We start from the raw sequence: 21,911 nt of genomic DNA on the forward strand, positions 1-21,911 counted from the left end.
TGCCCCTGCGCTTAATTGACGATCTGGAGGATGGTGCTGAACAACGTCGACGCGGTCTGAATCACCTTCGAGTTGGCCTGATAGAGCTGTTGGTACTTGATCAGGTTCGCCGCCTCTTCGTCGAGGTTCACGCCAGAATTGGACTGCTGTGCCGTTTGCGTCTGTTGCAACAGGGTCTGCTGCGCCGCGCTGGTCGACTTGTACGTATTCGTGGTCGAACCGACAAACGAGACCAGGCTCGCGTAGGCGGTCGCATAGCTCTGCGCGCCCCCCACCTTGGTCGTGTCGTTCTGCAGAGCCGACAACGCCAGACCGTTGCGGTTGTCGGTCACCGCGCCAGACGTATTCGGCGAAATGGTGAACGTGTCGCCATTGGACGGCGTGCCGCTCAGGTTGACCGTCATGCCGCTCATCGTGATCTTCGCCCCCGTTGCGGCGTTGTACGGCACGGTGGCGCCGGCGGCATACGAGGTCGTCACGCCATTGACCGAGACCGTCATCGGCGACGGGGCGACGAGCGTCAGTGCGCCGGTCACAGGGTCCTTGGTGAACGTGAAGTTGACCGGTGCGCTCAGTACGTTCGACAGATAGTTGGCGTCCACGCTGCCCTGATCGACTTTGAGCGAGCCGCTATTGGTGCTGGGGGTCGAGGCGAGGATCGGCGCGGCCAGGGCGATCTTGCCCGGATCGGTGATGGCCACACCGATGTTCTGCGCGGCGTTGCGCGTGGGCTGGATCGCGAAGCTGTCGCCGGCGACCATGCCGGTGGTGGTCACCGAGAAGCCGTCGCCGAATGCCGCGCCGCTGGTGTCCTGGAAGTTCAGCGGGGTGCTCGGCGTGGCGGGCGCCCCCGCCGTCCACTTGGCGCCGTCGCTCTGGCGCGTGAGTGTGTAGGTGGTTCCGTCGAAGCTCACCGAGTAGTCGCTTGCGGTCACCTTCGAGGCGTCGGTGATGCTGGCGTTGAGCGTGGCCGCGTTCGAATTGCCGGTATTCGCGATGATCGTCGGATTGGGCACCGTAAAGAAGTTGCCGCCCATCTGACCGTAGAGGTCCATCCCCAACTGGTTCTGCGCGTTGAACGTGCCGGCCAGCGACATGGCGATCTGGCCGAGCGAGTTCTGCGCCTGCGTGAGCGCGCCGCTGCGGAACGACAACAGGCCGGCGAGCGAGCCGCCGGTGATCGACGACTCCGGGATCGCGACCTTCGTGCCGTTGCCGGTGACGTAGGCCACGGTCATTTGCGACGGATCGCTGGTCGAAGGCACCGTCGTCATCTGATAGGCCGAGTTGCCCGATACCAGCGACTGGCCATTGCCGACGAAGACGTTGTACGACCCGTTGGTGTCCTTGACGATGTTCGTCTGTACGATGGCGTTCAGGCTTGCGACGGCCTGATCGCGCTGGTCGAGCAGGTCGTTCGGCATGGTATGGGTGCCGTTGCCCTGCGCCTGCAGAATCGCGTCGTTAAGGCTGGCGATCTGCTTCGCGTACGTGTTGATCTGCGTGGTCGCCTGGGTAATGTTGCCGTTCACGCTGGTGCGCAGCGACGACAGCGTGCCCGAGAGCGACTGGAACATGCTCGTGAGGGTCTGCGCCGACGAAATCACCGTCGCCCGGGTGGCCGAGTTGTTCGGCGCGGTCACGATCGTCTGCAGGTTCGTGAAGAACGTGGACATCGAGGCCGACAGGCCGGTCGTGGAGCTACCCAGCGCATTGTTGATCTGCGAGATCTGCTGGTAGTAGGTGTTGAGCTGGCTGTACTGTGTCTGCGCCTGGTTGACCTGGTTCGACAGGAACTGGTCGTACACGCGCGACACATCGCTCACCAGCACGCCCTGGCCGACGTAGCCCACACCGGCGAACTGGCTGTCCGCCTGGGTGTAGTCGACAACCTGGCGGTTGTATCCGGCCGTCCCCGAGTTGGAGATGTTGTTGCCGGTGGTGTTCAGGGCGAACTGGGAGGCGTTCAGCCCGCTCATGCCAATATTGATTAGGCTCATGATCTCGCGGCTTGAATGGAGGGTGCGCCCCACAGCGGAAAGCCCGTTCGCGCACCGTTACCCATGTGTTTACGGCAGCCCGCCGGCAAAATTGAGGCCGACGCGCCGGAGGATGCCCTGTCGACGCCCGTGCCAGTCAGGCGAAGTGCTTCATGATCTTCATCAGCTTGCTGGCGTACTGCGGATCGGTCGCATACCCGGCGCGCTGGAGATTGGTGGCGAAGCTCGCGGCGTCGTTGGCGCTCGCCACGACCGACGCGTAGCGCGGATTGCTCGAAATCAGGTTCGCATAATCGGCGAACGCCTCGTCATACGAGCGATAGGCGCGGAACTTGGCCATCACCTTGTGCGGCTGGCCGTTCACGTACTCGGTCGTGGCGACCTCCACCGTCGGACCGGTCCAGTGCTTGCCCGCCTTGATGCCGAAGACGTTGAAGCTCGTGCTGCCATCGCGCCGACGGATTTCGTGCTTGCCCCAGCCGGATTCAAGCGCCGCCTGACTGAGCATGAAGCGCGCCGGAATGCCGCTGTTGGCGCTGGCGTTCTGGGCCGCCGTGGCCATGCGCTCGACGAAATCGCCTGCGGCGGCCGGGGCGCCCTCGGCCACGCCGATGGCATCCGCCGCGTTGTAGGCGCGGCCCTGCAACGGTTGCTGGCGCCCCATCGCCGCCGGCGGCAGGGTGGTGCCGGTCTGGGCGAGCTGCTTGAGCATCATGTCGGCCAGACCGATGCCCTTGTTCGACGCGAGCTGCTGCGCGAGCTGGTCGTCGAGCATGCCGTTGAACATCTTTTCCTGATCGCTGCCGAGCAGGCCGCCAGACATCGTGGCGTCGCGCATGCTCTTCATCATCATCTGCGTGAAAACGGCCTCGAACTGCTTGGCCGCCTGCTGCGTGGCCTGCGGCGTTTGCTGGTGGGCCGCCGCGCGCAAGGCTGTGAGGCCCTGCATGTCGTAGGTAGCGCGTTGCGTCAGGTCGGGCAGGGACTTGCCCGCACCGCTCAGTCGGGAGCCGTCGGCCATATCAGATGATCTCCAGATCGGCGCGCAGCGCGCCCGAGGCCTTCATGGCCTGCAGAATCGACATCAGATCGGCCGGGCTGGCACCGAGCGAGTTGAGCGCCTTGACGACGTCGGCCAGGTTCGCGCCCGCCTTGATCATCCTGAGCGCGTTGTTCTCCTGTTGAACGGAGATTTGCGAATTCGGCGCCACCACCGTCTGACCGCCCGAGAATGGCGCGGGCTGGCTCACGTTGTTTTGCGTGTCGATGACGACCGACAGATTGCCGTGGGCGACCGCGCACTGCTGGATCGTCACGTTCTGGTTCATCACGACGGAACCGGTGCGCGCGTTGATGATCACGCGCGCGGCCGTGTTGTCGGGGTGCACGTCCACACTTTCGAGCTGGGCGAGGAACTGCACACGGCCCGACGGATCGCTCGGCGTGCGCAACAGGATCACGCGGCCGTCCAGCGCCTGCGCGGTGCCGTAGCCGAAGCGGCGGTTCACGGCATCGACCACACGCTGCGCGGTCGAGAAATCGGTCACGTTCAGTTCCATCTGCACCGTGCCCTGTTGACCGCCCATCGCGGTCGGCACGGCACGCTCGACGATGGCGCCGCTCGGAATACGGCCCGAGGCCAACTGGTTGACGGTCACGCTCGACCCATTGGCCGACGCGCCAGCGCCGCCCACGAGCAGGTTGCCCTGCGCCAGCGCGTAGACCTGCCCGTCCGGCCCCTTGAGGGGGGTCATAAGCAACGTGCCGCCCCGCAGGCTCTTGGCATTGCCCATCGAGGAGACCACCACGTCGATGGCCTGACCGGGGCGCGTGAACGCCGGCAGTGTCGCCGTCACCATCACAGCGGCCACGTTCTTCAACTGCATGTTGGTGCCGGGCGCGACGGTAATGCCCAGCTGCGAGAGCATGTTGGTCATGCTCTGCACGGTAAACGGCGTCTGCGTGGTCTGGTCGCCCGAGTTGTCGAGGCCCGCCACCAGGCCGTAGCCGATCAACTGGTTGTCGCGCACCCCTTGAATCGACGCCAGCTCCTTGAGACGTTCGGCGCGAGCCACGCCCGGACACAGCAGCATCGCGGCCGCGCCCGCCACGGCCAGCGTGGTGACAAAGCGGTGAAGGCCCTGGCGAAGGTGATGCAAGGACGGCGCAAGGCGCGACGGGAACGGCATGATCGACATCAGAATGGCGAAATATTAAGGAAGAAGCGCTGCAGCCAGCCCATGGTTTCGGCTTCGTTGATATAGCCCTTGCCACGGTATTCGATGCGCGCATCGGCCACCTGCGTCGAAGGCACGGTATTCGCGCCCGAGATCGTCTGTGGGCTGACCACGCCCGAGAACTTGATGTATTCCGTGCCCTGGTTGATCGCGATCTGCTTCTCGCCGGCCACCGCCAAGTTGCCGTTCGAGAGCACTTCCATCACGGTCACGGTGATCTGGCCCGAGAACACGTTGTTCGCATTCGCCGCGCCCTTGGCGTCGAACTTGTTGCCGCCGCTCACGTCCAGGCCCTGATTGTTGAGCACGCCGCCGATCACGCCCGGGGTCTGATTCAGCTTCAGCGTGCCGCTGCCCGCACGCGTGGTGTTGGCCGCCGAGTTCTTGCTCGCCGCCGTGTTTTCGTTGATGACGATCGTGAGAATGTCGCCAACGTTGCGCGGACGGCGGTCTTCGAACAGCGGACGGTTCGAGTAAAGCGGGCGGTAGATCGAGCCTTCCGGATCGGCCGACATCGGCGGGGGCGGCGGGCGCGTGGTCGTCGGCCCGTTCACCACCGGTTCCTGTGGGATGTAAGCGCAGCCCGCCAGACCGCTCAACGCGGCGACGGCCGCCAGCGCCAGGAACCGCGCGAGGCCTGCGCCGCGATGCTTTACGGTCGTTTGAGCTGACATTTCGACGTTCATTCTTTGGGGCTTTCCGCGGCGCACCGCTTACATCTGCGTCAGGCGCTGCAGCATCTGGTCGGATGCCGTGACCGCCTTCGAATTGATTTCGTAGGCGCGCTGCGCCTGAATCATGTTCACCAGCTCTTCGACCACATTCACGTTCGACGTTTCGACGTAGTTCTGGTTGAGCACGCCCGCGCCGTTGGTACCCGGCTGTGCGACGTTCGGCGCTCCCGAGGCGGCCGTCTCGGCGTACAGGTTCTCGCCCAGGCTTTGCAAACCGGCGTTGTTGATGAACGTGGCGAGCTGGAACGTACCGATCTGCACGTTGGCCGTGTTGCCCGGCTGCGTGACCGAGACCGTACCGTCGCGCGCGATGGTCAGGGAGAGCGCGTTCGCCGGAATCGTGATGGCCGGCTGGACCGGATAGCCCGACGCCGTCACGAGCTGGCCGTTGTTGTCGACCTGGAACGAGCCGTCGCGCGTGTAAGCGGTCGTGCCGTCCGGCATGAGCACCTGGAAGAAACCGTCGCCGTTGATCGCGACGTCCTTGGCGTTGCTCGTCTGCGTCAGGTTGCCCTGCGTGAAGATGCGCTCGGTCGCCGCCGGGCGCACACCCGTGCCCAATTGCAGGCCCGAAGGCAGCAACGTCTGCTGCGACGACTGGGCGCCGGGCTGGCGCAGCGTCTGGTACAGCAGATCCTCGAACACCGCACGACCCTTCTTGAAGCCGTTCGTGCTGGTGTTGGCGAGGTTGTTCGAAATCACGTCCATGTTCGTCTGCTGGGCGTTCATGCCGGTAGCAGCGATGTAGAGCGAACGGATCATGTGGTGTTTCTCCCCGTGTACGGTCGCGGCGCGCGGGTCCCCTCGGATCCGACGCGCCACACGCCCGTTAGCTGAAGTTCAGCAACTGGTTGGCGGATTGTTCGTTGGTGTCGGCCGTCTGCAGCATCTTCATCTGCATCTCGAAGGCCCGCGACTGCGAGATCATGTTCACCAGGCCAGTGACCGGATTGACGTTGCTGTTCTCGATCGCCCCCGCCACGACGACGACGTTCGGGTCAACCTGCGCCGGCGCATTGTTCGCCGTGCGGAACAGCCCGTCGTCGCCTCGCACCAAATTGGTCTCGGGCGGATTGACCAACTTCAGTTGGCCCATCACGGCAATGGAGTTGGGCGGATCGCCCTGCCCCAGCGCCGAGATCGTGCCGTCGGTGCCGATGCTCACGGCCGCGCCCGGCGGCACGGCGGCCGGCCCGGCATCGGTCATGACCGGCAGCCCGTGCAGCGTGAGTTGCCCGTCGGCCGTCATCTCGAGGTTGCCGCCGCGCGTGTAGGCTTCGCGGCCCTGCGCATCGCGCACGGCAAGCCAGCCCTGACCCTGGATGGCCACGTCGAGCGGGCGGCCCGTCTGCTGCATCGCGCCGGGGGTGAAGTCGGTACCCGGCGTGGACGTGGCGACAAAGGTCCGCGTGCCGGTCGTGCCGTCTGGCGCGCGCACCGGCGCCTGACGGAACGCCGCGAGCTGGGCGCGAAAGCCCGGCGTCGAGACGTTCGCGAGATTGTTGGCGGTGGTCGACTGCTGCTCCATCGCCTGCTTCGCGCCAGTCATGGCGATATAGATCAGACGATCCATCGACGGCCCCCGTGCAAGTTATGCATGTCCTCGGATCCGCCTTACAGGTTGACCATGGTCTGCATCAACTGGTCTTCCGTCTTGATCGTCTGCGCGCTGGCCTGGTAGTTGCGCTGCGCGGTGATCATGTGAACCAGTTCCGCCGTCAGGTCGACGTTCGAGGCTTCGACGGCGCCCGACTGCAGCTTGCCGAGGTTCGTGCCGCCCGGCACGCCGACGATCGGAATGCCCGACGCGGCCGACTCTTGCCAGAGGTTGTTGCCCTGCGGGATCAGGCCCTGCACGTTGTTGAAGTTCGCCAACGCCACCTGGCCCAGCGCCATCGATTGGGTATTCGAGTACGTGCCGACGATCGTGCCGTCGGCACTGAACGTGAACCCGGTCAGTCGGCCCGACGTGTAGCCGTTCTGCGTCAGGTTGTTCGGCGAGTAGGTGTTTCCGTATTGCGTGGTGCCCGACATGTCGAGCGTCAAGCTGGCGCTCGACGCACCGTTACCGTAGTTGATCGTCGGCAGCGTGATCGGGCCCGTCACGGCGGCGCCGGTCGAGTCGGTCTGCGACACGAGGCTGCCGGCCGAGTTGAACGTCAGCGTGCCGATCGGACCGGCGCCCACCTGGGTCGTGCCGTCGGTCGAGGCGTACACCGACCAGGTGGCGTTGTTGGTCACGGCGTTGACGCTCGACTTCACGAAGTACAGGTTCACGTCGTGCGAATTGCCCAGCGAGTCGTAGACCTTGAGCGACGTGGCGTTCGTGTACGAGTTCGGATCGGTAATCGAGAATGCCGTCGTATTGACCGCGCTGCGCGAGTCGAGGTTGAACTGAGCGGTGATCTTGGATGTGGCCGTCGGCGACAGGTCGCCCGTCGGGATGCGCAGATCGACCGGCGAGACGCTGTTGATGATGCCGGTCGGGCCCGCCAGATAGCCGGTCAAGCGGTCGCCGTTGGTGTCGACGATGTAGCCGTTCTTGTCGAGCGAAAACTGACCGTTGCGCGTGTAGGCAATGGCGCCATTGTTCGACATGCGGAAGAAGCCGTTACCCGACACCGCCAGATCGAGCTGACGATTCGTGACGGTGATGTCGCCCTGCGTGAACTGCTGGGCAATGCCCGCCACGCGCGTGCCGATGCCCACCGTGTTGTTGCCCGCGCCGTACAGCGAGTTGGCGTAGATGTCAGCAAACTGTGCCTCACCTTGCTTGAAACCGACGGTGGCCGCGTTGGCAACGTTGTTGCCGATGACGTCCAGGTCTTTGGAGGCGGCGTTCAGGCCGCTCAGTCCGGTCGAAAAGGCCATGTGGATACTCCTGAAATTCGGTGGTCGACGACGTCTGTCGCAATGGAAAGGGTTAAGGGCTTACGCCGTGCGGGGTCGATAGGGCCGGTTACAGGATTTCGCGCACATCGGAGAGCTTGACGTTCGAGCCTGTCCCCACGTTGAGCAGCGGCGCGCCGGTCGTGCTGGCCACCACGCTTTGCACCTGCGCGTACGAGAGCAGCGTCGGCGTCACGGCCTTGCCGTTAGCCGCGGCAGTCACCGCGACCGTGTACTTGCCATCGGCCACGGCGGTGCCCGCGTCATCTTTGGCATCCCACGTAAGGGCCTGCACGCCAGCGTCGAGCGCGCCCGCGTTGACCGTGCGTACGACCTTGCCCGTGCTGTCCTTGATCTGGATCGTCACCGTGTCGGCGTCGCTCGGCAGTTCGAAGCCGAACGGGGTGGCGGTCTTCGTGACCGTGCCGTCCGTGGCCGTGGTGCTGCCTACCCCGACGCTGCTGCCCGGAATCAGCACGCCCTTGCCCACGAGCGCCGAGGCTTGCAGGCTTTGCGTCGAATTGAGCTGCGAGGTCACCGACGAGAGCGTCGTGTTCAACTGGGTGATGCCCGAGACCGTGCTGATCTGCGCGAGCTGCGAGGTCACCTGCGAGTTGTCCATCGGATTGAGCGGATCCTGATTGTTCATCTGCGCGACGAGCAGCTTCAGGAAACTGCCTTGCAGGTCGTTTGCGCTGCCGGCAGACGAACTGGAGCTGCTGCTGGCAGTGCCGTTGACCGAGTCGAGGAACGTCTGGGATAAGTTCGCGGCGTTCGACGTATTGATACTTGCCATCTTCTGGTCTCCGCGCGGCCCCTTACTGGCCGACCGTGAGGGTTTTGAGCATCAGCGTCTTGGCGGTGTTGAGCGCCTCGACGTTGGCCTGATAAGAGCGGGAAGCGGAGATCATGTTGACCATCTCCTCCACCGGATTCACGTTGGGCATGGTGACGTAGCCCTGGGCATTGGCAGCCGGGTTCTTCGGGTCGTACACCGTCTTGAGCGGCGACGAATCCTCGACCACGCCGGCCACCTTCACGCCGCCGACGTTGCTGCCCTCGACCGGATTGACCTGGAACACGACCTGCTTGGCGCGATACGGCTGACCGTCCGGTCCCGTCACCGACTCGGCGTTGGCGAGATTGCTCGCCGTCACGTTCATGCGCTGCGACTGCGCAGTCATGGCCGATCCGGCGACATCGAAGATGCTCATCAGCGGCATGGCGCTTACCCTTGACTTGTAATGGCGGCCAGCATCGTCTTGATCTGGCTGGACAGGACCGTGAGGCCCGTTTGGTAATGCACGGCGTTGTCGGCGAAGTTCACACGCTCGGCATCGAGTTCGACGGTGTTGCCGTCGATACTTTGTTGGTACGGCACGCGATACAGCAGCTCGGGACCGCCCATCGGCGGGGCCATGCTCACGCCCCGCCCGGCGATGTGGCGCGACGAGGTGCGCGAGAGCGAAACACTCGATTCGGTAGCAAGCTGTTGCTGCGCGCCGCGCTCGACCGCCTGGCTCAACGCATTGTTGAAATCGACATCACGCGCCTTGTATCCCGGCGTATCCGCGTTGGCGATGTTCGACGAGATCACCTCCTGGCGGTAGGCGCGCATGGCCAGCGCCTGCTGAGAAAATCGCAATGCCGCGTCCAGTTTGTCCATGATCTCGTCTCGCCCGATGCTTGCCTTGATGCGGGTAGTGCACAAGAAGCCTGACCGTCTCGGCACCGGGGACGTCCGCTCAGCACTGAGGGCGGGTCTCACAGCGGCACGCAGACGGCATGTCCTGCCAGGGCCCGGGAAAAGTACGGACCTTTTGGCATGCTTTGCATCGTATGCGTACCCCTCGGGATTCAATCGGGGGAATAGGCACGAGATTGACCGCCATTTCGGGCCATGCCCCGGTTGGCGACATCTCTAGAATGGCTTCCTGACGGCATCGGGCGGGGTTCGCCCCCCAGGCATCGGAACGCTGCCCGGTGCCGTCGGCTTCACGGCGCGGCGCAGGGCGTGCGCCAGCCACCCGGCACACCGCTCGGGTGCCGTGTACGAAGGAGAGTGAGCATGGCAGGCAAATTCGGCGGCGTTCTCGCCAGTGCCCCCCGCGCGCGCAGCGCGCTGCGGCAGGGCGTTCGCACATGCGTGCGATCCAGTCTGCTTGCCGTCGTCCTGAGCCTGACGAGTCTCGCTTTACCGGGTCTTGCGCGGGCCGCCTCGCCTGCCGCGGGTGTTGCCACCGACCCGGCCGCGCAGCATCTGGGGAGCACGCTCGGCCCCGGCGCCGTTGTCATTCCCGGCAACAATGCCGCAGCCGGCGGTATCGCCTCGAACGTGTCGAACGTGTCGAGCGCGGCGCGGAATGTGGCGGCGACGGTCACCACGGCGAATGCCAATTCGAATGTCGGGGTGGCGGCCGCGGTGCAAGCCCCCCAGGCCGCCGGCGCCGCCGTTCAGTCCCAGTTCCAGAACACCGAAGTCATCCGTCAGACGGCCGAACGTTTCCTGCGCGAGCAGACGACCGGGTTGCCGGGACGTGTGAGCTTGACGGTGGGCGACGCGGTCTCCGATCGGATGCCGGCCTGCGCCGCCCTCGAACCCTTTCTGCCGCCGGGCGCGCGCCTGTGGGGGTCGACGACCGTCGGCGTGCGCTGCGCGGGCGAGCGTCCCTGGACGCTCTACCTTCAGGCCCGAGTGAGCATCACCGCCACGTATTTCGTTGCCGCGCGTCAGATCAACCCGGGCGAAGCCATCGGGCCGAACGATCTGTCACCGCGCCAGGGCGATCTCACCTTGTTGCCGCGCACGGTGGCGACCGATGCCGGTCAGATCATCGGCACAGTGGCGGTGAACCGGATCACGTCTGGCCTGCCGATCCGTTCCGATCTGCTGCGCAGCGCGATTGCCGTCCAGCAGGGACAAACCGTGCGCGTCGTCTCGCGCGGCTCGGGCTTCGAGGTGAGTACCGAAGGACAGGTGCTGTCGCGTGCCAGCGCCGGCGATCCCGTTCAGGTGCGCACCCGCGCCGGTCAGCTCGTCAGTGGGACCGTCAAGACCGGTAAGAATGGGAGCGTTGAAGTGGAAGTTGCCCTGTAAGCAAACACTCACTACGGGTTAGAATTCACTGAAATCGGTCGGTCGCGGGATCGGGTAACAGGATGTAACTTACCTAAAGTTGCGCCCGACGATGCCGTTACACAGGCAGGTTTCAGGGGAAAGCATATGAAAATCGAACCACCCGCCAATCCGTTGACTGGTGTCGGTCCGGGCAAGGCGCCGACCGACCGGACGACTGCCGCCACGGCGAGCGCCGAAGGCACGAACGCGTCTGTCGCCAGCACGGGCAGCGGCGCGAATGTGAGCGCGAGCGCGCTGTCGTCGGAGATGCGCGCCTTGCAGGCAGCGCTGGCGAAGACGGGATCTGCCGATATTGACGTGGCCAAGGTGGCCGCGATCAAGCAGGCCATCTCCGAAGGAAAGCTCGTCATTGATCCCAGCAAGATTGCGGACGGTCTCATTGCGACCGCGCGCGATCTGCTCTCCACGCAATCGAAGTCATGACCACTGACGCCCTGCTGAAAACTCTCGCCGCCGAAACGAACGCCATTCGCGCGTTTTCGGCGCTGCTTCTCGAGGAACAGCAGGCGTTGGTCAATGGCATGCTCGACGCATTGCCGGAGCTGACCGAGCGCAAGACGCAAGCCGTGACCGACCTCGCAGCCCTTGGGCGCGAACGCGACACCCAGCTGGAAGCCCTGGGCTATCGTCCGGACGAGTCGGGCGCAACGGCGGCGGCCGCCGCCGACACCGGCGTCGACGCCGCGTGGAAGGCGCTGCTGGACGCGGCGATCGAAGCCAAGCGTGCCAATGAAACGAATGGCGTACTGATTCGCACGCGTCTGACCTACACGCAGCAGGCGCTGAACGTGTTGTACGGCCCGCAGCAGAACGCCCCGCTCTACGGCCCCGACGGCCGCACCGCCCCGCGATCGAGCGGCGGCAGCATTACGGCTTGACTACGGCTTGACGCGGCTTAGTTCGCCGCAAGCTTGAGGCTCGCCAGTCGATTCAGACTGACTCCCAGTTCCGCCGCTTCGATGACCAACGCGCGATGTAGCGTTGGGGGAATCCGCACGCGAAATTCACCGCTGTAACGATGCTCGGCCAGCGGTTCCGGCACCGTTTCCCCGTTCGCCTGCATATCGGCGACCACGTCCGTCACCACCTTCCGAATACCGTCCAACGCTCCTTCCGGCGTCACATCCAGCCAGGACAGCGATGGGAATTCGGCACAAAGCCCGACGTGCTCGCCATCTTCCGGCGACCAGGTCAGACGATAGGTGTAATGATTAATGTTCATGCTCTCGGCCCTCGAATTTGCAGATGGCATTCAAGACCTGGCGTACCTGATAAGCCTTCGCCATGCCTCCCGAATTCTGCAAATTGATGCGAGGATTCCCGTGCCATGGCGTTTTGAAGATGGTGTGGCTGCCTGACCGGCGCGGCACGCCAAAGTAGGCTTCGCAGAGAAACACCAACTCGACAAATCGCACATTGGCAGGTTCGCGAGCAATCTTGGCGAGAAGTTTGGATAAGGACGGCATGCCAGAATGGTGCCAATAATAGCACCATTCTTTCAAGGCCGATTTGTCCGAAAAGATGAAGCCTTGCCGCGCCCAAACGCAAAAAAACCCTCGGAAACGAACGTCCGAGGGCTTGGCTCAATGGGTGTGACTTAACTCGCCGAAGTCCAAGCCTTCTCACGCAACGTTGTGCGCAGGCGCGAGATCGCCTGGCTATGCAACTGGCAGACGCGCGATTCGCTCACTTCCAGCACCGCGCCGATCTCGCGCAGATTCAGGCCCTGGTCGTAATACAGGCTCATGAGCAACTTCTCGCGCTCCGGCAGCCGATCGATCGCATCGATCACGCCGCCGCGCAAGCCTTCGTCGAGCAACATCGTCAGCGGATCGGCGCCCGGATTCGCACAGATCCGGTCAATAAACGGCTCTTCGTCCGCCGAATCGAAATCCTCGTAATAGACCAGTTGGCAACCGTGCACGTCCTGCAGCATCTGCTGATATTCGGCCAGACCGATCGACAGCTCGCCCGCGATCTCGCTCTCCGACGGCCCCCGGCCCAACCGTTGCTCCAGGCGCTGCACCGCCTTCTCGATCTGACGCGCCGTCTTGCGAATGCCGCGCGACGCCCAATCCAGCTCGCGCAACTCGTCGAGCATCGCGCCGCGAATGCGCTGGCTCGCGTACGTTTCAAACTGCGCGCCCTGCGTCTCCTGATAGCGGTTCGCCGCATCGAGCAGCCCGAGCATGCCCGCCTGAATCAGATCTTCCAATTCCACGCTCGCCGGCAGCTTCGCCATCAGTTGCAGCGCCAGACGACGCACCAACGGCGCGTATTGCGTCAGCGTGTCGTTCGTGTCGACCTTCCCGCTCGCGGTATACATGTTTCCCTCCGCTTCCTCTCGACGCGTGCCGTGTCGCTCAAGCCGTGTGCGCGCTCACCGCGCCCACGCCAAGCGTTATGTCGTTGCCGCGCTCGCCACCGATGTCACCCACCCCGGCGCCCAACGCGGCCAGCCCCGTCTCTCGCACGGCCAATGGCCAATGCATCACCTGCGCCGCCAGTTGCCGATACGCCACCGCCGCCGGCGCCATCGGGAACGCATCGACCACGGTGCGCGTCAATTGCCGCGCACGCACAACCTGCCGATCCATCGGCACATGGCCCGCCAGCTCCAGCGACACCGCCAGATAACGGCTCGCCGTCGTGGCCAGATTGCGGCACACCACGCGCGCCTCCACGTCCTCCGACCGATTCACCAACACCCGGAACTGCGCCAACGCATACTCGAAATGCGCCTGCTTAATCCACGAATACGCCCCCGTGATCGACGCCGGCTCGCACCCCAGCACCACCAGCACGTCGTGCGCGTGCGCCGCGAGCGGGCTGAGCACCGCCCCCGCGTGCGTGCAATCGATCACCACGACGTCGGGCTCGCTGGTCGTCAACAGCGGCAGCGCGCGCAACGGGTCAATGCGTTCGGGATGCCGATGCGCCACGGGCACCACCATCACGTTGTCGCGCGTGTGCACGCGAATCGCCTCGGGCGACACGCGTCCGGCCAGCACGTCGTGAATGTCGCCGCGCAGCGGCAGACCGAGCGCCGGTGCCGCATGGCCGCTCTCGTCGGCCAGCACGACATCCTGACCGTGATGCGCCAGGGCGCTGGCCAGATTCAGCGCGGTACTCGTCTGACCCGCTTCAGGCGCACTCCCTACCACCGCGACGATTCGCGTGGTGTGACGCGCCACGAGCCGGCGCAGACCTTCCGCTTGATCGAGTACGAGCTTAACCAAAGCAAGCCTCGCCTGAGGGTTGTGCGGGCGCGAACAGCCCGCTGTATTGGGGGTCGACGCCGCGCACCACAGCCGGCAGGTCTTCCTCGGCCGGCACGAATGGCGAGCCCGTGACCGGCGCGGAAAGTGCGGTGTCGATCAGGAATGGTTTGTCGGCCACGTGCAGGTTCTCCGGCACACGCTGTCCCGTGGACACATAATGCACCGGCAAGCGATGACGAATCACCGTATCGAGCACCGACCCGAGATTGGTCGATTCGTCGAGTTTCGTGAGAATGCACCCCGCCAGATCGCCGCCGCCTTGCGCGCTCGCGCTGCGGTAGGCGTGTACCACCTCGTTGAGCGTATCGCCATGACTCGTGGCGTTGAGCAGCAACAGACGCTGCACCGGCGTCTCGGCGCCGCACAACATCGCGACCTGCTCCGGCACCGTACGGTCTCGCTGGCTCATGCCCACCGTGTCGATCAGCACCATGTGCTTGTTGCGCAATTCGGTCAGCGCCAGACGCAGGTCCGTGGCATCTTTTACCGCATGCACCGTCACGCCGAGAATCTTGCCGTAAATGCGCAGTTGCTCGTGCCCGCCGATACGATAGCTGTCGGTGGTGAGCAGCGCGAGCTTCTCCGCGCCGTGCCGCATCACGCAGCGCGCCGCGAGCTTGGCCGTCGTGGTGGTCTTGCCCACCCCGGTCGGCCCCATCAGCGCATACACGCCGCCGCGGTCCATCAGTTCGTCTTCGTTCGGCATGACGGGCAGATTGCGCGTCAGCGCGCGCTTCACCCATGCCAACCCACTCTCCAGATCGCCGCCCTCCGGCAGATGTTCGAGCAGCGCCCGACCCAGTTGCGCCGAGAACCCTGCGGCGAGCAGCGTGCGCAGAATCTCGCCCTGCGCCGGGGAACGACGTTGCTTGTCGTTCCAGACCAGCCCGGCGACCTGCTCTTCGAGCAAGCCGCGCATGCTCTGAAGTTCATCCATCATGGTTTGGGCAAACGCGCTCGTTGCCCCGGCATCATGGGCCGCCGCGATCGGCGCGCCAGTGACGGCAGCGACCGGGGCGACAGGCACCGCCGGGCGTGGACGCGGCCGGTGGGTCGGCATGTCGCCGCCCGCGAGCGCGTCAAGATCCTCTTCCGCCAATGCGACGATTTCCACGCCATTGGCGACCGAGCGATTGGACAACACGACCGCATCGGGTCCGATTTCCTCGCGAATCTGGCGCAGTGCATCGCGGCACGTGCCCGCAAAGAATTTCCGAATCTTCACCCTTGACCTCCGATGAGTGCCGTCATTTTCACATTCCGTGTGTCAGGCACTTCCGCATACGACAAAACCTTGAGCTGCGGCAAGCTGCGGCGCAAGAAGCGCGAGAGCAGCGAACGCAGCGGATGTTGGACCAGCAGTACCGACGGCAAGCCCTGACGCTCCTGGCGCGCCACCGCGGCCTGCGTCTCGCGCAGCAGCGTGTCCGCGAGACCCGGCTCCAGCCCCGTGCCACCGCCTGCCGACAACGCCTGCGTGAGAATTCTTTCGAGATTGGCATCGAGCCCCACCACCTCGAGATCGCCACTTCCCGGGAACACGCTTTGCGTGATCGCGCGGCCGAGCGCCAGGCGCACCAGCGCCGTGAGGTCGTGGGCGTCCTGTACGCGCGTACCGTGTTCGGCGAGCGTATCGATGATCGTGCGCATGTCGCGAATCGGCACCTGCTCCTCGAGCAGGTTCTGCAAGACTTTCTGCAACGTGGTGAGCGCGATCGTCTTCGGCACCAGATCTTCGATGAGCTTGGGCGCGTCCTTGCCGATGCGCTCGATGAGCTGCTGCACTTCCTGACGGCCCAGCAACTCGTGCGCGTGGGCGTTGATCAGGTGGTTCAGATGGGTGGCGACCACCGTCCCGGCATCGACCACCGTGTAGCCATACGCCTGCGCCTGATCGCGCTGACCGACATCGATCCACGTCGCCGGCAAGCCGAAGGCCGGATCGCGCGTGGGCGTGCCCTGCAGCGGTGCGCTGACCTGCCCCGGATCGATGGCGAGCAGTTGTCCCGGATACGCTTCGCCTTCGCCGATGACCACGCCCTTGAGCGTGATGCGGTACTGGTTCGGACGCAGCTCCAGGTTGTCGCGAATGTGCACCACCGGTGCGAGAAAACCGATTTCCTGGGCGAATTTCTTGCGGATGCCCTTGATGCGCTTGAGCAATTCGCCGTCCTGATTGCGGTCGACGAGCGGAATCAGCCGATAGCCGACCTCCAGTCCGAGCGGGTCGACAAGCGCCACGTCGTCCCACGACGCTTCGGCCACTTCGGCCGGCGCGCTGGACGCCACGGGGGTCGGACGCGCGGCCTGTTGCTTCTCGGCCTCGGCGCGCCGGAACTGATAGCGAGCGAGCGCCCCCAGCCCCAAGGCCAGCAGCAGAAAGGCGAAGTGCGGCATGCCCGGAATCAAGCCCATCAGACCGAGGATCGCCGCCGTGATCCCCAGCACGCGCGGATTGCTGAACAGTTGCGAGACGACCTGCTGGCCAATGTCTTCATCGGTCGCCACGCGCGAGACGACCACACCGGCGGCCGTGGAGATCACCAGCGCGGGGATCTGCGCGACGAGACCGTCGCCAATGGTCAGCAGCGTGTAGTTCTTCGCCGCCATGCCGATATCCAGGCCGTGCTGGGCCACGCCGACGATCAGCCCGCCGACGATGTTGATGATCATGATGAGCAGACCGGCGACCGCATCGCCGCGCACGAACTTCGATGCGCCGTCCATCGAGCCGTAGAAGTCGGCTTCCTGGGCGATCACCGAGCGACGCTTGCGCGCCTCCTCTTCGCCGATCAGTCCGGCGTTCAGGTCGGCGTCGATGGCCATTTGCTTGCCCGGCATCGCGTCGAGGGTGAAGCGCGCGCCGACTTCGGCGATGCGCCCGGCGCCCTTCGTGATCACCATGAAGTTGATGACCACGAGGATGATGAACACCACGATACCGACCGCGTAGTTGCCCCCCACCAGGAAGTGGCCGAACGCCTCGATCACCTTGCCGGCGGCGTCCGGGCCGGTATGGCCTTCGAGCAGCACCACGCGGGTGGATGCCACGTTCAGCGACAGGCGCAGCAAGGTGGAGAACAGCAGCACGCTCGGGAACGCCGCGAAGTCGAGCGGCTTTTGCGTGTACATGCTCACGAGCAGCACCATCACCGCCAATGCGATGTTGAAGGTGAAGAGCAGATCCAGGATGAACGGCGGCAACGGCAGGATCATCATGCCCAGAATCATGATGATCAGCACCGGCGCGGCGAGCGACTTCAGATTGCCGCCGAGGAGCAGTTGCGACGAGCGCAGTAGCTGGTTCGCGCGAGGATTGAGGTTCATTCGTTACACTCGTTTCGACCCGGCGCGCCGCGGCGCGTCGAGTTCGGCCGGCACCGGCAGATCCGACGGGGTAACGGGCGCGGCGCCCCCCTCGGTGCGCCAGCGGCGAAGCTGGAAGACCCACGCCAGCACTTCGGCCACGGCCGTGTAGAGCGTGGCCGGAATTTCGTGACCGATGTCCACGTGCGCGTGCAGTGCCCGTGCCAGCGGCGGGGCTTCGAGAATCGGAATGTGGTGCTCGGCGCCCATCTCGCGGATGCGCAGCGCAACGAGATCCGTGCCCTTGGCCAGCACGCGCGGTGCCGTCATGTTTTCCTTGTATTCGAGCGCAACGGCAAAGTGCGTCGGGTTGGTCACGATCACGTCGGCCTTGGGCACGTCCTGCATCATGCGACGGCGCGCCGTCTGGCGCTGCAACTGGCGGATGTGCGCCTTGAGATGCGGATCGCCTTCGCTTTCCTTGTTTTCCTGCCGCACTTCCTCTTTGGTCATGCGCAGCTTCTTGTAGTGCTGCCAGAGCTGGAAGGGGACGTCGATGGCCGCCACCAGCATCAGCGATGCCACGATGAACGCACAGCACACCGCGATCAACTCGCCCACATACGGCAAGGCCGCGCGGGGCGACTGCGTCATCAGCCCCATGACCGCGTCGCGGTCGCGCGCAATCGCCCAGTAGGCCACGGCGCCGACGAGCAGCGTCTTGGCCACCGCCTTGACGAGTTCGACCAGCCCCTGCACGGAAAACATGCGGCCCAGCCCCTTGAGTGGGTTCAGGCGGCCGAAGTTGGGCGCGAGCGACTGGGTGGTGAAGAGCCAACCGCCCAGCGCCATCGGGGCGACAATCGCCGCGAGCACCAGCACACCGAGCAGCGGGGCAATGGCGATGAGCGCGTCGGCGCCCGAGCGTGCGGCATAGGAGAGCATGCGGTGGGTGTCGAGGGCGGTGCCCGGCTCGAACTGCATCCCGTGGCGCATCAGTTGGGCGAAGCCTTGCGAAATGCGGTCAGCCGTCATCCACAAGCCGGCCACTCCGGCCGCCAGCAAGGCGAACGTGGACAGTTCCCGCGAACGCGCAACCTGTCCTTCCTCGCGCGCCTTTTCAAGGCGCCGGGGAGACGCAGGTTCCGTCTTTTCGAGATCGCTATCCTCAGCCATGCCTTATCCACTGCGGGCGGACGAAGCCACCCCATCGCGACCGATTATGGCCGTAACCGTCAAGTCACAAAGGGGGGAATAGAGGCGGGATTGGGCGGTATTTCGCGCCGGCGTGCGGCAAAGGTCGGAAATGCCGTCAAAAAGCGACGCCCCGGCAGCCCGTCGACGGGCCGGCGGGGCGAATCCTCAGAAGCCGAGGCTGGCGAGCAGGTCGTCGACCTGCCCTTGATCGGACACGATGTCGGTGCGGCCATCGGTCTTGACCTGCGGCCCGTTGAGCAGCGAATCTTCGGCTTCCTTGCGCTTCTCGGGCGGCATGTTTTCGAGCAGCGTCTGCAACAGGTGCTTCTCGATCTCCTGCACGACATCCATGATCTTCTTGATGACCTGTCCGGTCAGATCCTGGAAGTCCTGCGCCATCATGATTTCCATCAGATGGTGGTTGGTCGCGCGCGTGTCGTCCGGCACGCGACGCAGATACGTGCGCGTCTCCACGACCAGCTTGCGGGCATCGTCGAGTTCGAGCGGCTCGTCGAACCACTTGGCCCAGCGTTCGTCGAGTGCATTGGCGTCCGCTTCGAGACGATCCTGAAGGGGCTTGGCCAGTTCGATGGCCGTGAGCGCCCGCACCGCCGCCTGCTCGGTCAGGGTGGCGACATAGTTCAGGCGGTCGCGCGCGTCGGGAATCGCTTCGGCCGCCTGCTCGAGTTGCTTGTCCAGCCCGAGTTCGCGCAGGTTGTCACGCAGCATGCGCGTCAGCTGCCCAACGCGCATGAGCATGCGCGCGGACGGGTCCGCTTCGCCGGTCACGTAAGCGCCGTTGGGCTCACCCGGCCATTCAGTGCTCGCCTCGTGGGTCACGCTCACGCCCCTGTCTTAACCATTTTCTCGAAGATCTTGCCCAGCTTTTCATCGAGCGTCGCGGCCGTAAACGGCTTGACCACATACCCGCTCGCCCCGGCCTGGGCAGCCGCGATAATGTTTTCCTTCTTCGCTTCGGCCGTGACCATAAGCACCGGCAGCTTTGCGAGGTTCGGATCGGCTCGGATCTGCTGAAGCATCGTCAGGCCATCCATGTTCGGCATGTTCCAATCCGAGACCACGAATTCGAAGCTGCCGCCACGCAGCTTGGCCAGCGCCGCCGCACCGTCTTCCGCTTCGTCGACATTGGAGAAGCCCAGCTCCTTGAGCAGGTTTCTCACAATCCGGCGCATCGTCGGAAAATCGTCGACGACCAGGAATTTCAAGTTCTTGTCTACCATCATTACTCCAATTCAGCCGGCGCCCCGCGGGGGCCGGCGATATTCATGGGCAGATTTCGCCACCACTTGGTGCCCCAAGTGTGTCCGCAAATCGACGCGACGCATACGGCGAAAAAACGCCAAAAAAGCGCCCTACTATACCCGCTGGGTGCGATCGCCAAATTTCGCAACCTGATGCAGCACTTTGCGGGCCATTTCGTGCAACGGCACCACTTCTTCCGCCCCGCCCATCGCAATGGCCTCGCGCGGCATGCCGAACACGATGCAACTCGCCTCGTCCTGCGCGAAGGTGTGCGCGCCGGCCCGGCGCATTTCCACGAGTCCGGCCGCGCCGTCGCGGCCCATGCCCGTGAGAATCACGCCGATCGCATTGCGTCCGGCGTGAACCGCCGCGGAGCGGAACAATACATCGACCGACGGACGATGTCGATTCACCGGCGGCGCCGCATCGAGCAAAGCCACATAGTTCGCGCCGCTGCGCGAGAGCTGCAGGTGGGTGTCGCCGCCCGGCGCGATGTACGCGTGGCCCGGCAGCACCCGCTCGCCGTGCTCGGCTTCCTTCACCGTAATGCGGCACAGGCCGTTCAGGCGCTGCGCGAACGACTTGGTGAAGCCCGCCGGCATATGCTGGGTAATCAAAATCGCCGGGGCGTCCGGCGGCATCGGCACGAGCACCTCACGGATCGCCTCCGTGCCGCCCGTCGACGCGCCGATGATGATCAGCTTCTCCGTCGACACCAGCGGGTTACGCAGCAGCGGCGCCGCTTCGACCGGCACGGGCGTCGCGCTCTTGGGCGGGGCGCTGCGCACGCGGGCGCGCGCGGCGCCACGAATCTTGTCGGCAATCATCTCGCCGTACTCGAGCATGCCGTCGCGAATGCCCAGGCGAGGCTTGGTCACGAAATCCACGGCGCCGAGTTCTAGTGCGCGCAGCGTGACTTCCGAGCCGCGCTCGGTCAGCGACGACACCATGAGCACCGGCATCGGACGCAAACGCATGAGCTTCTCAAGGAAGTCGAGCCCGTCCATGCGCGGCATTTCGACGTCGAGCGTGAGCACGTCCGGGTTGTGCTGCTTGATCAGGTCGCGCGCCACGAGCGGATCGGGGGCGGTCGCCACAACGGTCATGTCCGGTTGCGCATTGATGATCTCGGTCATCAGGCTGCGCACGAGTGCGGAATCGTCCACGCACAGGACTTTGATAGGTTCGCTCAAGCCTCCTCCATTTGTCGGTTGTCAGGCCCCGGCCGAGGCTTGGCGTTTCTGGCCGGTGGCGCAAAGAGTTCTACGGAACCCCGGACTTCGCGTGCACGCAGTCGCTGCGCGTACGCCTGTTCGCGCTGGGCAATGGCCGGGTCGCCCCGGTCGCCCAGCTTTCTGACCATCACCCGCCCGGTGCGCGGCAAAAAGCATACCTTGCGCGGATGCGGTCCGAGAAGATCCTGCGCCGTGACGCGAATCTGCTCCATCTCCAGATAGCGCAACACGAAGTTCGCATTGCGATCGCCGATGTTCAGCGTGGTCATGCCCGCGAGCACCGCGCCGCCGCCGAAGACCTTCGCCTCGAGCCGTTCGCGCCGTGCGCCGAGCTTGATCAGCTCGTTGATAAGCATTTCCATGGCGTAAGCGCCGTAGCGCATCGACGCCGAGAGTATACGGTTGCGCTCGCTCTCGCCATCGTCGGGCAGCATGAAATGATTCATGCCGCCGATACCCGTGACGGTATCGCGCACACACGCGGCCACGCACGACCCGAGCACCGTCACGAGCATGATGTCGTCGGTCGTGACGTAGTACTCGGACGGCAGCAGCTTCACCGCCTGCGTGTCGAACGCATTGTCGAAGTAGTGGTTGGTGGCGAGCGCCTCGGCCAGTGGCTGCGTCATG

Annotated in this window: 24 protein-coding genes; 3 read left to right on the forward strand and 21 right to left on the reverse strand. The window is 64.7% G+C overall.

Annotation, left to right across the window (positions count from 1 at the left end; genetic code table 11):
- Positions 1-11: 11 nt before the first annotated feature.
- The 10 genes from flgK to flgB form a co-directional block, all read right to left on the reverse strand.
- Positions 12-2,000 carry a flagellar hook-associated protein FlgK gene (gene flgK, locus BGP02_RS01315; RefSeq protein WP_039830255.1) on the reverse strand — a complete coding sequence of 663 codons (1,989 nt, stop codon included), beginning with the start codon at positions 1,998-2,000 and terminating at the stop codon, positions 12-14.
- Between the two features lie 136 nt (positions 2,001-2,136).
- Positions 2,137-3,021, reverse strand: coding sequence for a flagellar assembly peptidoglycan hydrolase FlgJ (gene flgJ / locus BGP02_RS01320; RefSeq protein ID WP_017233640.1), 885 nt, complete (start codon positions 3,019-3,021; stop codon positions 2,137-2,139).
- 1 nt (position 3,022) lies between these two features.
- Complete coding sequence (locus BGP02_RS01325; RefSeq protein WP_017233639.1) at positions 3,023-4,198, reverse strand: flagellar basal body P-ring protein FlgI; 1,176 nt, start codon at positions 4,196-4,198, stop codon at positions 3,023-3,025.
- Positions 4,198-4,911: a flagellar basal body L-ring protein FlgH gene (locus BGP02_RS01330; protein WP_026131889.1), complete on the reverse strand. Its 714-nt coding sequence runs from the start codon at positions 4,909-4,911 to the stop codon at positions 4,198-4,200. Before BGP02_RS01330 ends, BGP02_RS01325 begins: the two co-directional genes overlap by 1 nt.
- Positions 4,912-4,950: 39 nt before the next feature.
- On the reverse strand, positions 4,951-5,733 hold the full coding sequence (gene flgG / locus BGP02_RS01335; RefSeq protein WP_017233637.1) for a flagellar basal-body rod protein FlgG: 783 nt from the start codon (positions 5,731-5,733) through the stop codon (positions 4,951-4,953).
- 67 nt (positions 5,734-5,800) lie between these two features.
- The gene (locus BGP02_RS01340) at positions 5,801-6,544 is read right to left on the reverse strand and encodes a flagellar basal body rod protein FlgF (RefSeq protein WP_017233636.1); all 744 of its coding nucleotides are present in this window, start codon (positions 6,542-6,544) and stop codon (positions 5,801-5,803) included.
- A gap of 41 nt (positions 6,545-6,585) precedes the next feature.
- The gene (gene flgE / locus BGP02_RS01345; protein WP_017233635.1) at positions 6,586-7,842 is read right to left on the reverse strand and encodes a flagellar hook protein FlgE; all 1,257 of its coding nucleotides are present in this window, start codon (positions 7,840-7,842) and stop codon (positions 6,586-6,588) included.
- Between the two features lie 88 nt (positions 7,843-7,930).
- Complete coding sequence (gene flgD, locus BGP02_RS01350) at positions 7,931-8,656, reverse strand: flagellar hook assembly protein FlgD (protein ID WP_017233634.1); 726 nt, start codon at positions 8,654-8,656, stop codon at positions 7,931-7,933.
- A 22-nt stretch (positions 8,657-8,678) separates the two neighbouring features.
- A complete protein-coding gene (flgC, locus tag BGP02_RS01355; protein ID WP_017233633.1) occupies positions 8,679-9,083 on the reverse strand; it encodes a flagellar basal body rod protein FlgC in 405 nt (134 codons plus the stop codon).
- A 5-nt stretch (positions 9,084-9,088) separates the two neighbouring features.
- A complete protein-coding gene (gene flgB / locus BGP02_RS01360) occupies positions 9,089-9,529 on the reverse strand; it encodes a flagellar basal body rod protein FlgB (RefSeq protein ID WP_026131887.1) in 441 nt (146 codons plus the stop codon).
- A gap of 399 nt (positions 9,530-9,928) precedes the next feature.
- On the opposite strand from flgB, the gene flgA reads away from it, so the two are divergent.
- The 3 genes from flgA (at position 9,929) to BGP02_RS01375 (ending at position 11,877) form a co-directional block, all read left to right on the forward strand.
- The gene (gene flgA, locus BGP02_RS01365) at positions 9,929-10,957 is read left to right on the forward strand and encodes a flagellar basal body P-ring formation chaperone FlgA (protein WP_017233631.1); all 1,029 of its coding nucleotides are present in this window, start codon (positions 9,929-9,931) and stop codon (positions 10,955-10,957) included.
- Between the two features lie 126 nt (positions 10,958-11,083).
- Entirely contained in the window at positions 11,084-11,422 is a 339-nt protein-coding gene (gene flgM, locus BGP02_RS01370; RefSeq protein WP_017233630.1) for a flagellar biosynthesis anti-sigma factor FlgM, read from the forward strand.
- Entirely contained in the window at positions 11,419-11,877 is a 459-nt protein-coding gene (locus BGP02_RS01375; RefSeq protein ID WP_017233629.1) for a flagella synthesis protein FlgN, read from the forward strand. The genes flgM and BGP02_RS01375 overlap by 4 nt, the downstream gene beginning before the upstream one ends.
- Positions 11,878-11,894: 17 nt before the next feature.
- Here BGP02_RS01375 and BGP02_RS01380 read toward each other — a convergent pair whose 3' ends face one another.
- From BGP02_RS01380 to cheD, 11 genes are all read right to left on the reverse strand, one after another.
- On the reverse strand, positions 11,895-12,221 hold the full coding sequence (locus tag BGP02_RS01380; protein WP_017233628.1) for a type II toxin-antitoxin system HicB family antitoxin: 327 nt from the start codon (positions 12,219-12,221) through the stop codon (positions 11,895-11,897).
- Positions 12,211-12,465 (reverse strand): hypothetical protein, encoded by a 255-nt coding sequence (locus tag BGP02_RS01385; protein WP_017233627.1) that lies wholly within the window; start codon positions 12,463-12,465, stop codon positions 12,211-12,213. Before BGP02_RS01385 ends, BGP02_RS01380 begins: the two co-directional genes overlap by 11 nt.
- 131 nt (positions 12,466-12,596) lie before the next feature.
- The gene (locus BGP02_RS01390; protein WP_017233626.1) at positions 12,597-13,325 is read right to left on the reverse strand and encodes an RNA polymerase sigma factor FliA; all 729 of its coding nucleotides are present in this window, start codon (positions 13,323-13,325) and stop codon (positions 12,597-12,599) included.
- Between the two features lie 37 nt (positions 13,326-13,362).
- On the reverse strand, positions 13,363-14,238 hold the full coding sequence (locus BGP02_RS01395; RefSeq protein ID WP_286797416.1) for a MinD/ParA family ATP-binding protein: 876 nt from the start codon (positions 14,236-14,238) through the stop codon (positions 13,363-13,365).
- Entirely contained in the window at positions 14,231-15,505 is a 1,275-nt protein-coding gene (gene flhF, locus BGP02_RS01400; RefSeq protein ID WP_017233624.1) for a flagellar biosynthesis GTPase FlhF, read from the reverse strand. Before flhF ends, BGP02_RS01395 begins: the two co-directional genes overlap by 8 nt.
- Positions 15,502-17,607 carry a flagellar biosynthesis protein FlhA gene (gene flhA, locus BGP02_RS01405; RefSeq protein WP_017233623.1) on the reverse strand — a complete coding sequence of 702 codons (2,106 nt, stop codon included), beginning with the start codon at positions 17,605-17,607 and terminating at the stop codon, positions 15,502-15,504. The genes flhF and flhA overlap by 4 nt, the downstream gene beginning before the upstream one ends.
- Positions 17,608-17,610: 3 nt before the next feature.
- The gene (gene flhB, locus BGP02_RS01410; protein ID WP_017233622.1) at positions 17,611-18,762 is read right to left on the reverse strand and encodes a flagellar biosynthesis protein FlhB; all 1,152 of its coding nucleotides are present in this window, start codon (positions 18,760-18,762) and stop codon (positions 17,611-17,613) included.
- 186 nt (positions 18,763-18,948) lie between these two features.
- A complete protein-coding gene (gene cheZ / locus BGP02_RS01415; protein ID WP_051060153.1) occupies positions 18,949-19,542 on the reverse strand; it encodes a protein phosphatase CheZ in 594 nt (197 codons plus the stop codon).
- An 83-nt stretch (positions 19,543-19,625) separates the two neighbouring features.
- Positions 19,626-20,024 (reverse strand): chemotaxis response regulator CheY, encoded by a 399-nt coding sequence (cheY, locus tag BGP02_RS01420; RefSeq protein WP_017233620.1) that lies wholly within the window; start codon positions 20,022-20,024, stop codon positions 19,626-19,628.
- A gap of 135 nt (positions 20,025-20,159) precedes the next feature.
- Complete coding sequence (locus BGP02_RS01425; RefSeq protein WP_017233619.1) at positions 20,160-21,239, reverse strand: protein-glutamate methylesterase/protein-glutamine glutaminase; 1,080 nt, start codon at positions 21,237-21,239, stop codon at positions 20,160-20,162.
- A complete protein-coding gene (gene cheD / locus BGP02_RS01430; RefSeq protein WP_150564383.1) occupies positions 21,236-21,910 on the reverse strand; it encodes a chemoreceptor glutamine deamidase CheD in 675 nt (224 codons plus the stop codon). The genes BGP02_RS01425 and cheD overlap by 4 nt, the downstream gene beginning before the upstream one ends.
- Position 21,911 lies beyond the last annotated feature (1 nt).

Source organism: Pandoraea sp. 64-18 (assembly GCF_001899225.1).
Classification (GTDB): domain Bacteria; phylum Pseudomonadota; class Gammaproteobacteria; order Burkholderiales; family Burkholderiaceae; genus Pandoraea; species Pandoraea cepalis.

Bases quoted from the DNA above. Each gene is read 5' to 3' on its own strand.
- flgK (WP_039830255.1), bottom strand. From the start codon at position 2,000: ATGAGCCTAATCAATATTGGCATGAGCGGGCTGAACGCCTCCCAGTTC.
- flgJ (WP_017233640.1), bottom strand. From the start codon at position 3,021: ATGGCCGACGGCTCCCGACTGAGCGGTGCGGGCAAGTCCCTGCCCGAC.
- BGP02_RS01325 (WP_017233639.1), bottom strand. From the start codon at position 4,198: ATGTCGATCATGCCGTTCCCGTCGCGCCTTGCGCCGTCCTTGCATCAC.
- BGP02_RS01330 (WP_026131889.1), bottom strand. From the start codon at position 4,911: ATGTCAGCTCAAACGACCGTAAAGCATCGCGGCGCAGGCCTCGCGCGG.
- flgG (WP_017233637.1), bottom strand. From the start codon at position 5,733: ATGATCCGTTCGCTCTACATCGCTGCTACCGGCATGAACGCCCAGCAG.
- BGP02_RS01340 (WP_017233636.1), bottom strand. From the start codon at position 6,544: ATGGATCGTCTGATCTATATCGCCATGACTGGCGCGAAGCAGGCGATG.
- flgE (WP_017233635.1), bottom strand. From the start codon at position 7,842: ATGGCCTTTTCGACCGGACTGAGCGGCCTGAACGCCGCCTCCAAAGAC.
- flgD (WP_017233634.1), bottom strand. From the start codon at position 8,656: ATGGCAAGTATCAATACGTCGAACGCCGCGAACTTATCCCAGACGTTC.
- flgC (WP_017233633.1), bottom strand. From the start codon at position 9,083: ATGCCGCTGATGAGCATCTTCGATGTCGCCGGATCGGCCATGACTGCG.
- flgA (WP_017233631.1), top strand. From the start codon at position 9,929: ATGGCAGGCAAATTCGGCGGCGTTCTCGCCAGTGCCCCCCGCGCGCGC.
- flgM (WP_017233630.1), top strand. From the start codon at position 11,084: ATGAAAATCGAACCACCCGCCAATCCGTTGACTGGTGTCGGTCCGGGC.
- BGP02_RS01375 (WP_017233629.1), top strand. From the start codon at position 11,419: ATGACCACTGACGCCCTGCTGAAAACTCTCGCCGCCGAAACGAACGCC.
- BGP02_RS01380 (WP_017233628.1), bottom strand. From the start codon at position 12,221: ATGAACATTAATCATTACACCTATCGTCTGACCTGGTCGCCGGAAGAT.
- BGP02_RS01385 (WP_017233627.1), bottom strand. From the start codon at position 12,465: ATGCCGTCCTTATCCAAACTTCTCGCCAAGATTGCTCGCGAACCTGCC.
- BGP02_RS01390 (WP_017233626.1), bottom strand. From the start codon at position 13,325: ATGTATACCGCGAGCGGGAAGGTCGACACGAACGACACGCTGACGCAA.
- flhA (WP_017233623.1), bottom strand. From the start codon at position 17,607: ATGAACCTCAATCCTCGCGCGAACCAGCTACTGCGCTCGTCGCAACTG.
- flhB (WP_017233622.1), bottom strand. From the start codon at position 18,762: ATGGCTGAGGATAGCGATCTCGAAAAGACGGAACCTGCGTCTCCCCGG.
- cheZ (WP_051060153.1), bottom strand. From the start codon at position 19,542: ATGCTCATGCGCGTTGGGCAGCTGACGCGCATGCTGCGTGACAACCTG.
- cheY (WP_017233620.1), bottom strand. From the start codon at position 20,024: ATGGTAGACAAGAACTTGAAATTCCTGGTCGTCGACGATTTTCCGACG.
- cheD (WP_150564383.1), bottom strand. From the start codon at position 21,910: ATGACGCAGCCACTGGCCGAGGCGCTCGCCACCAACCACTACTTCGAC.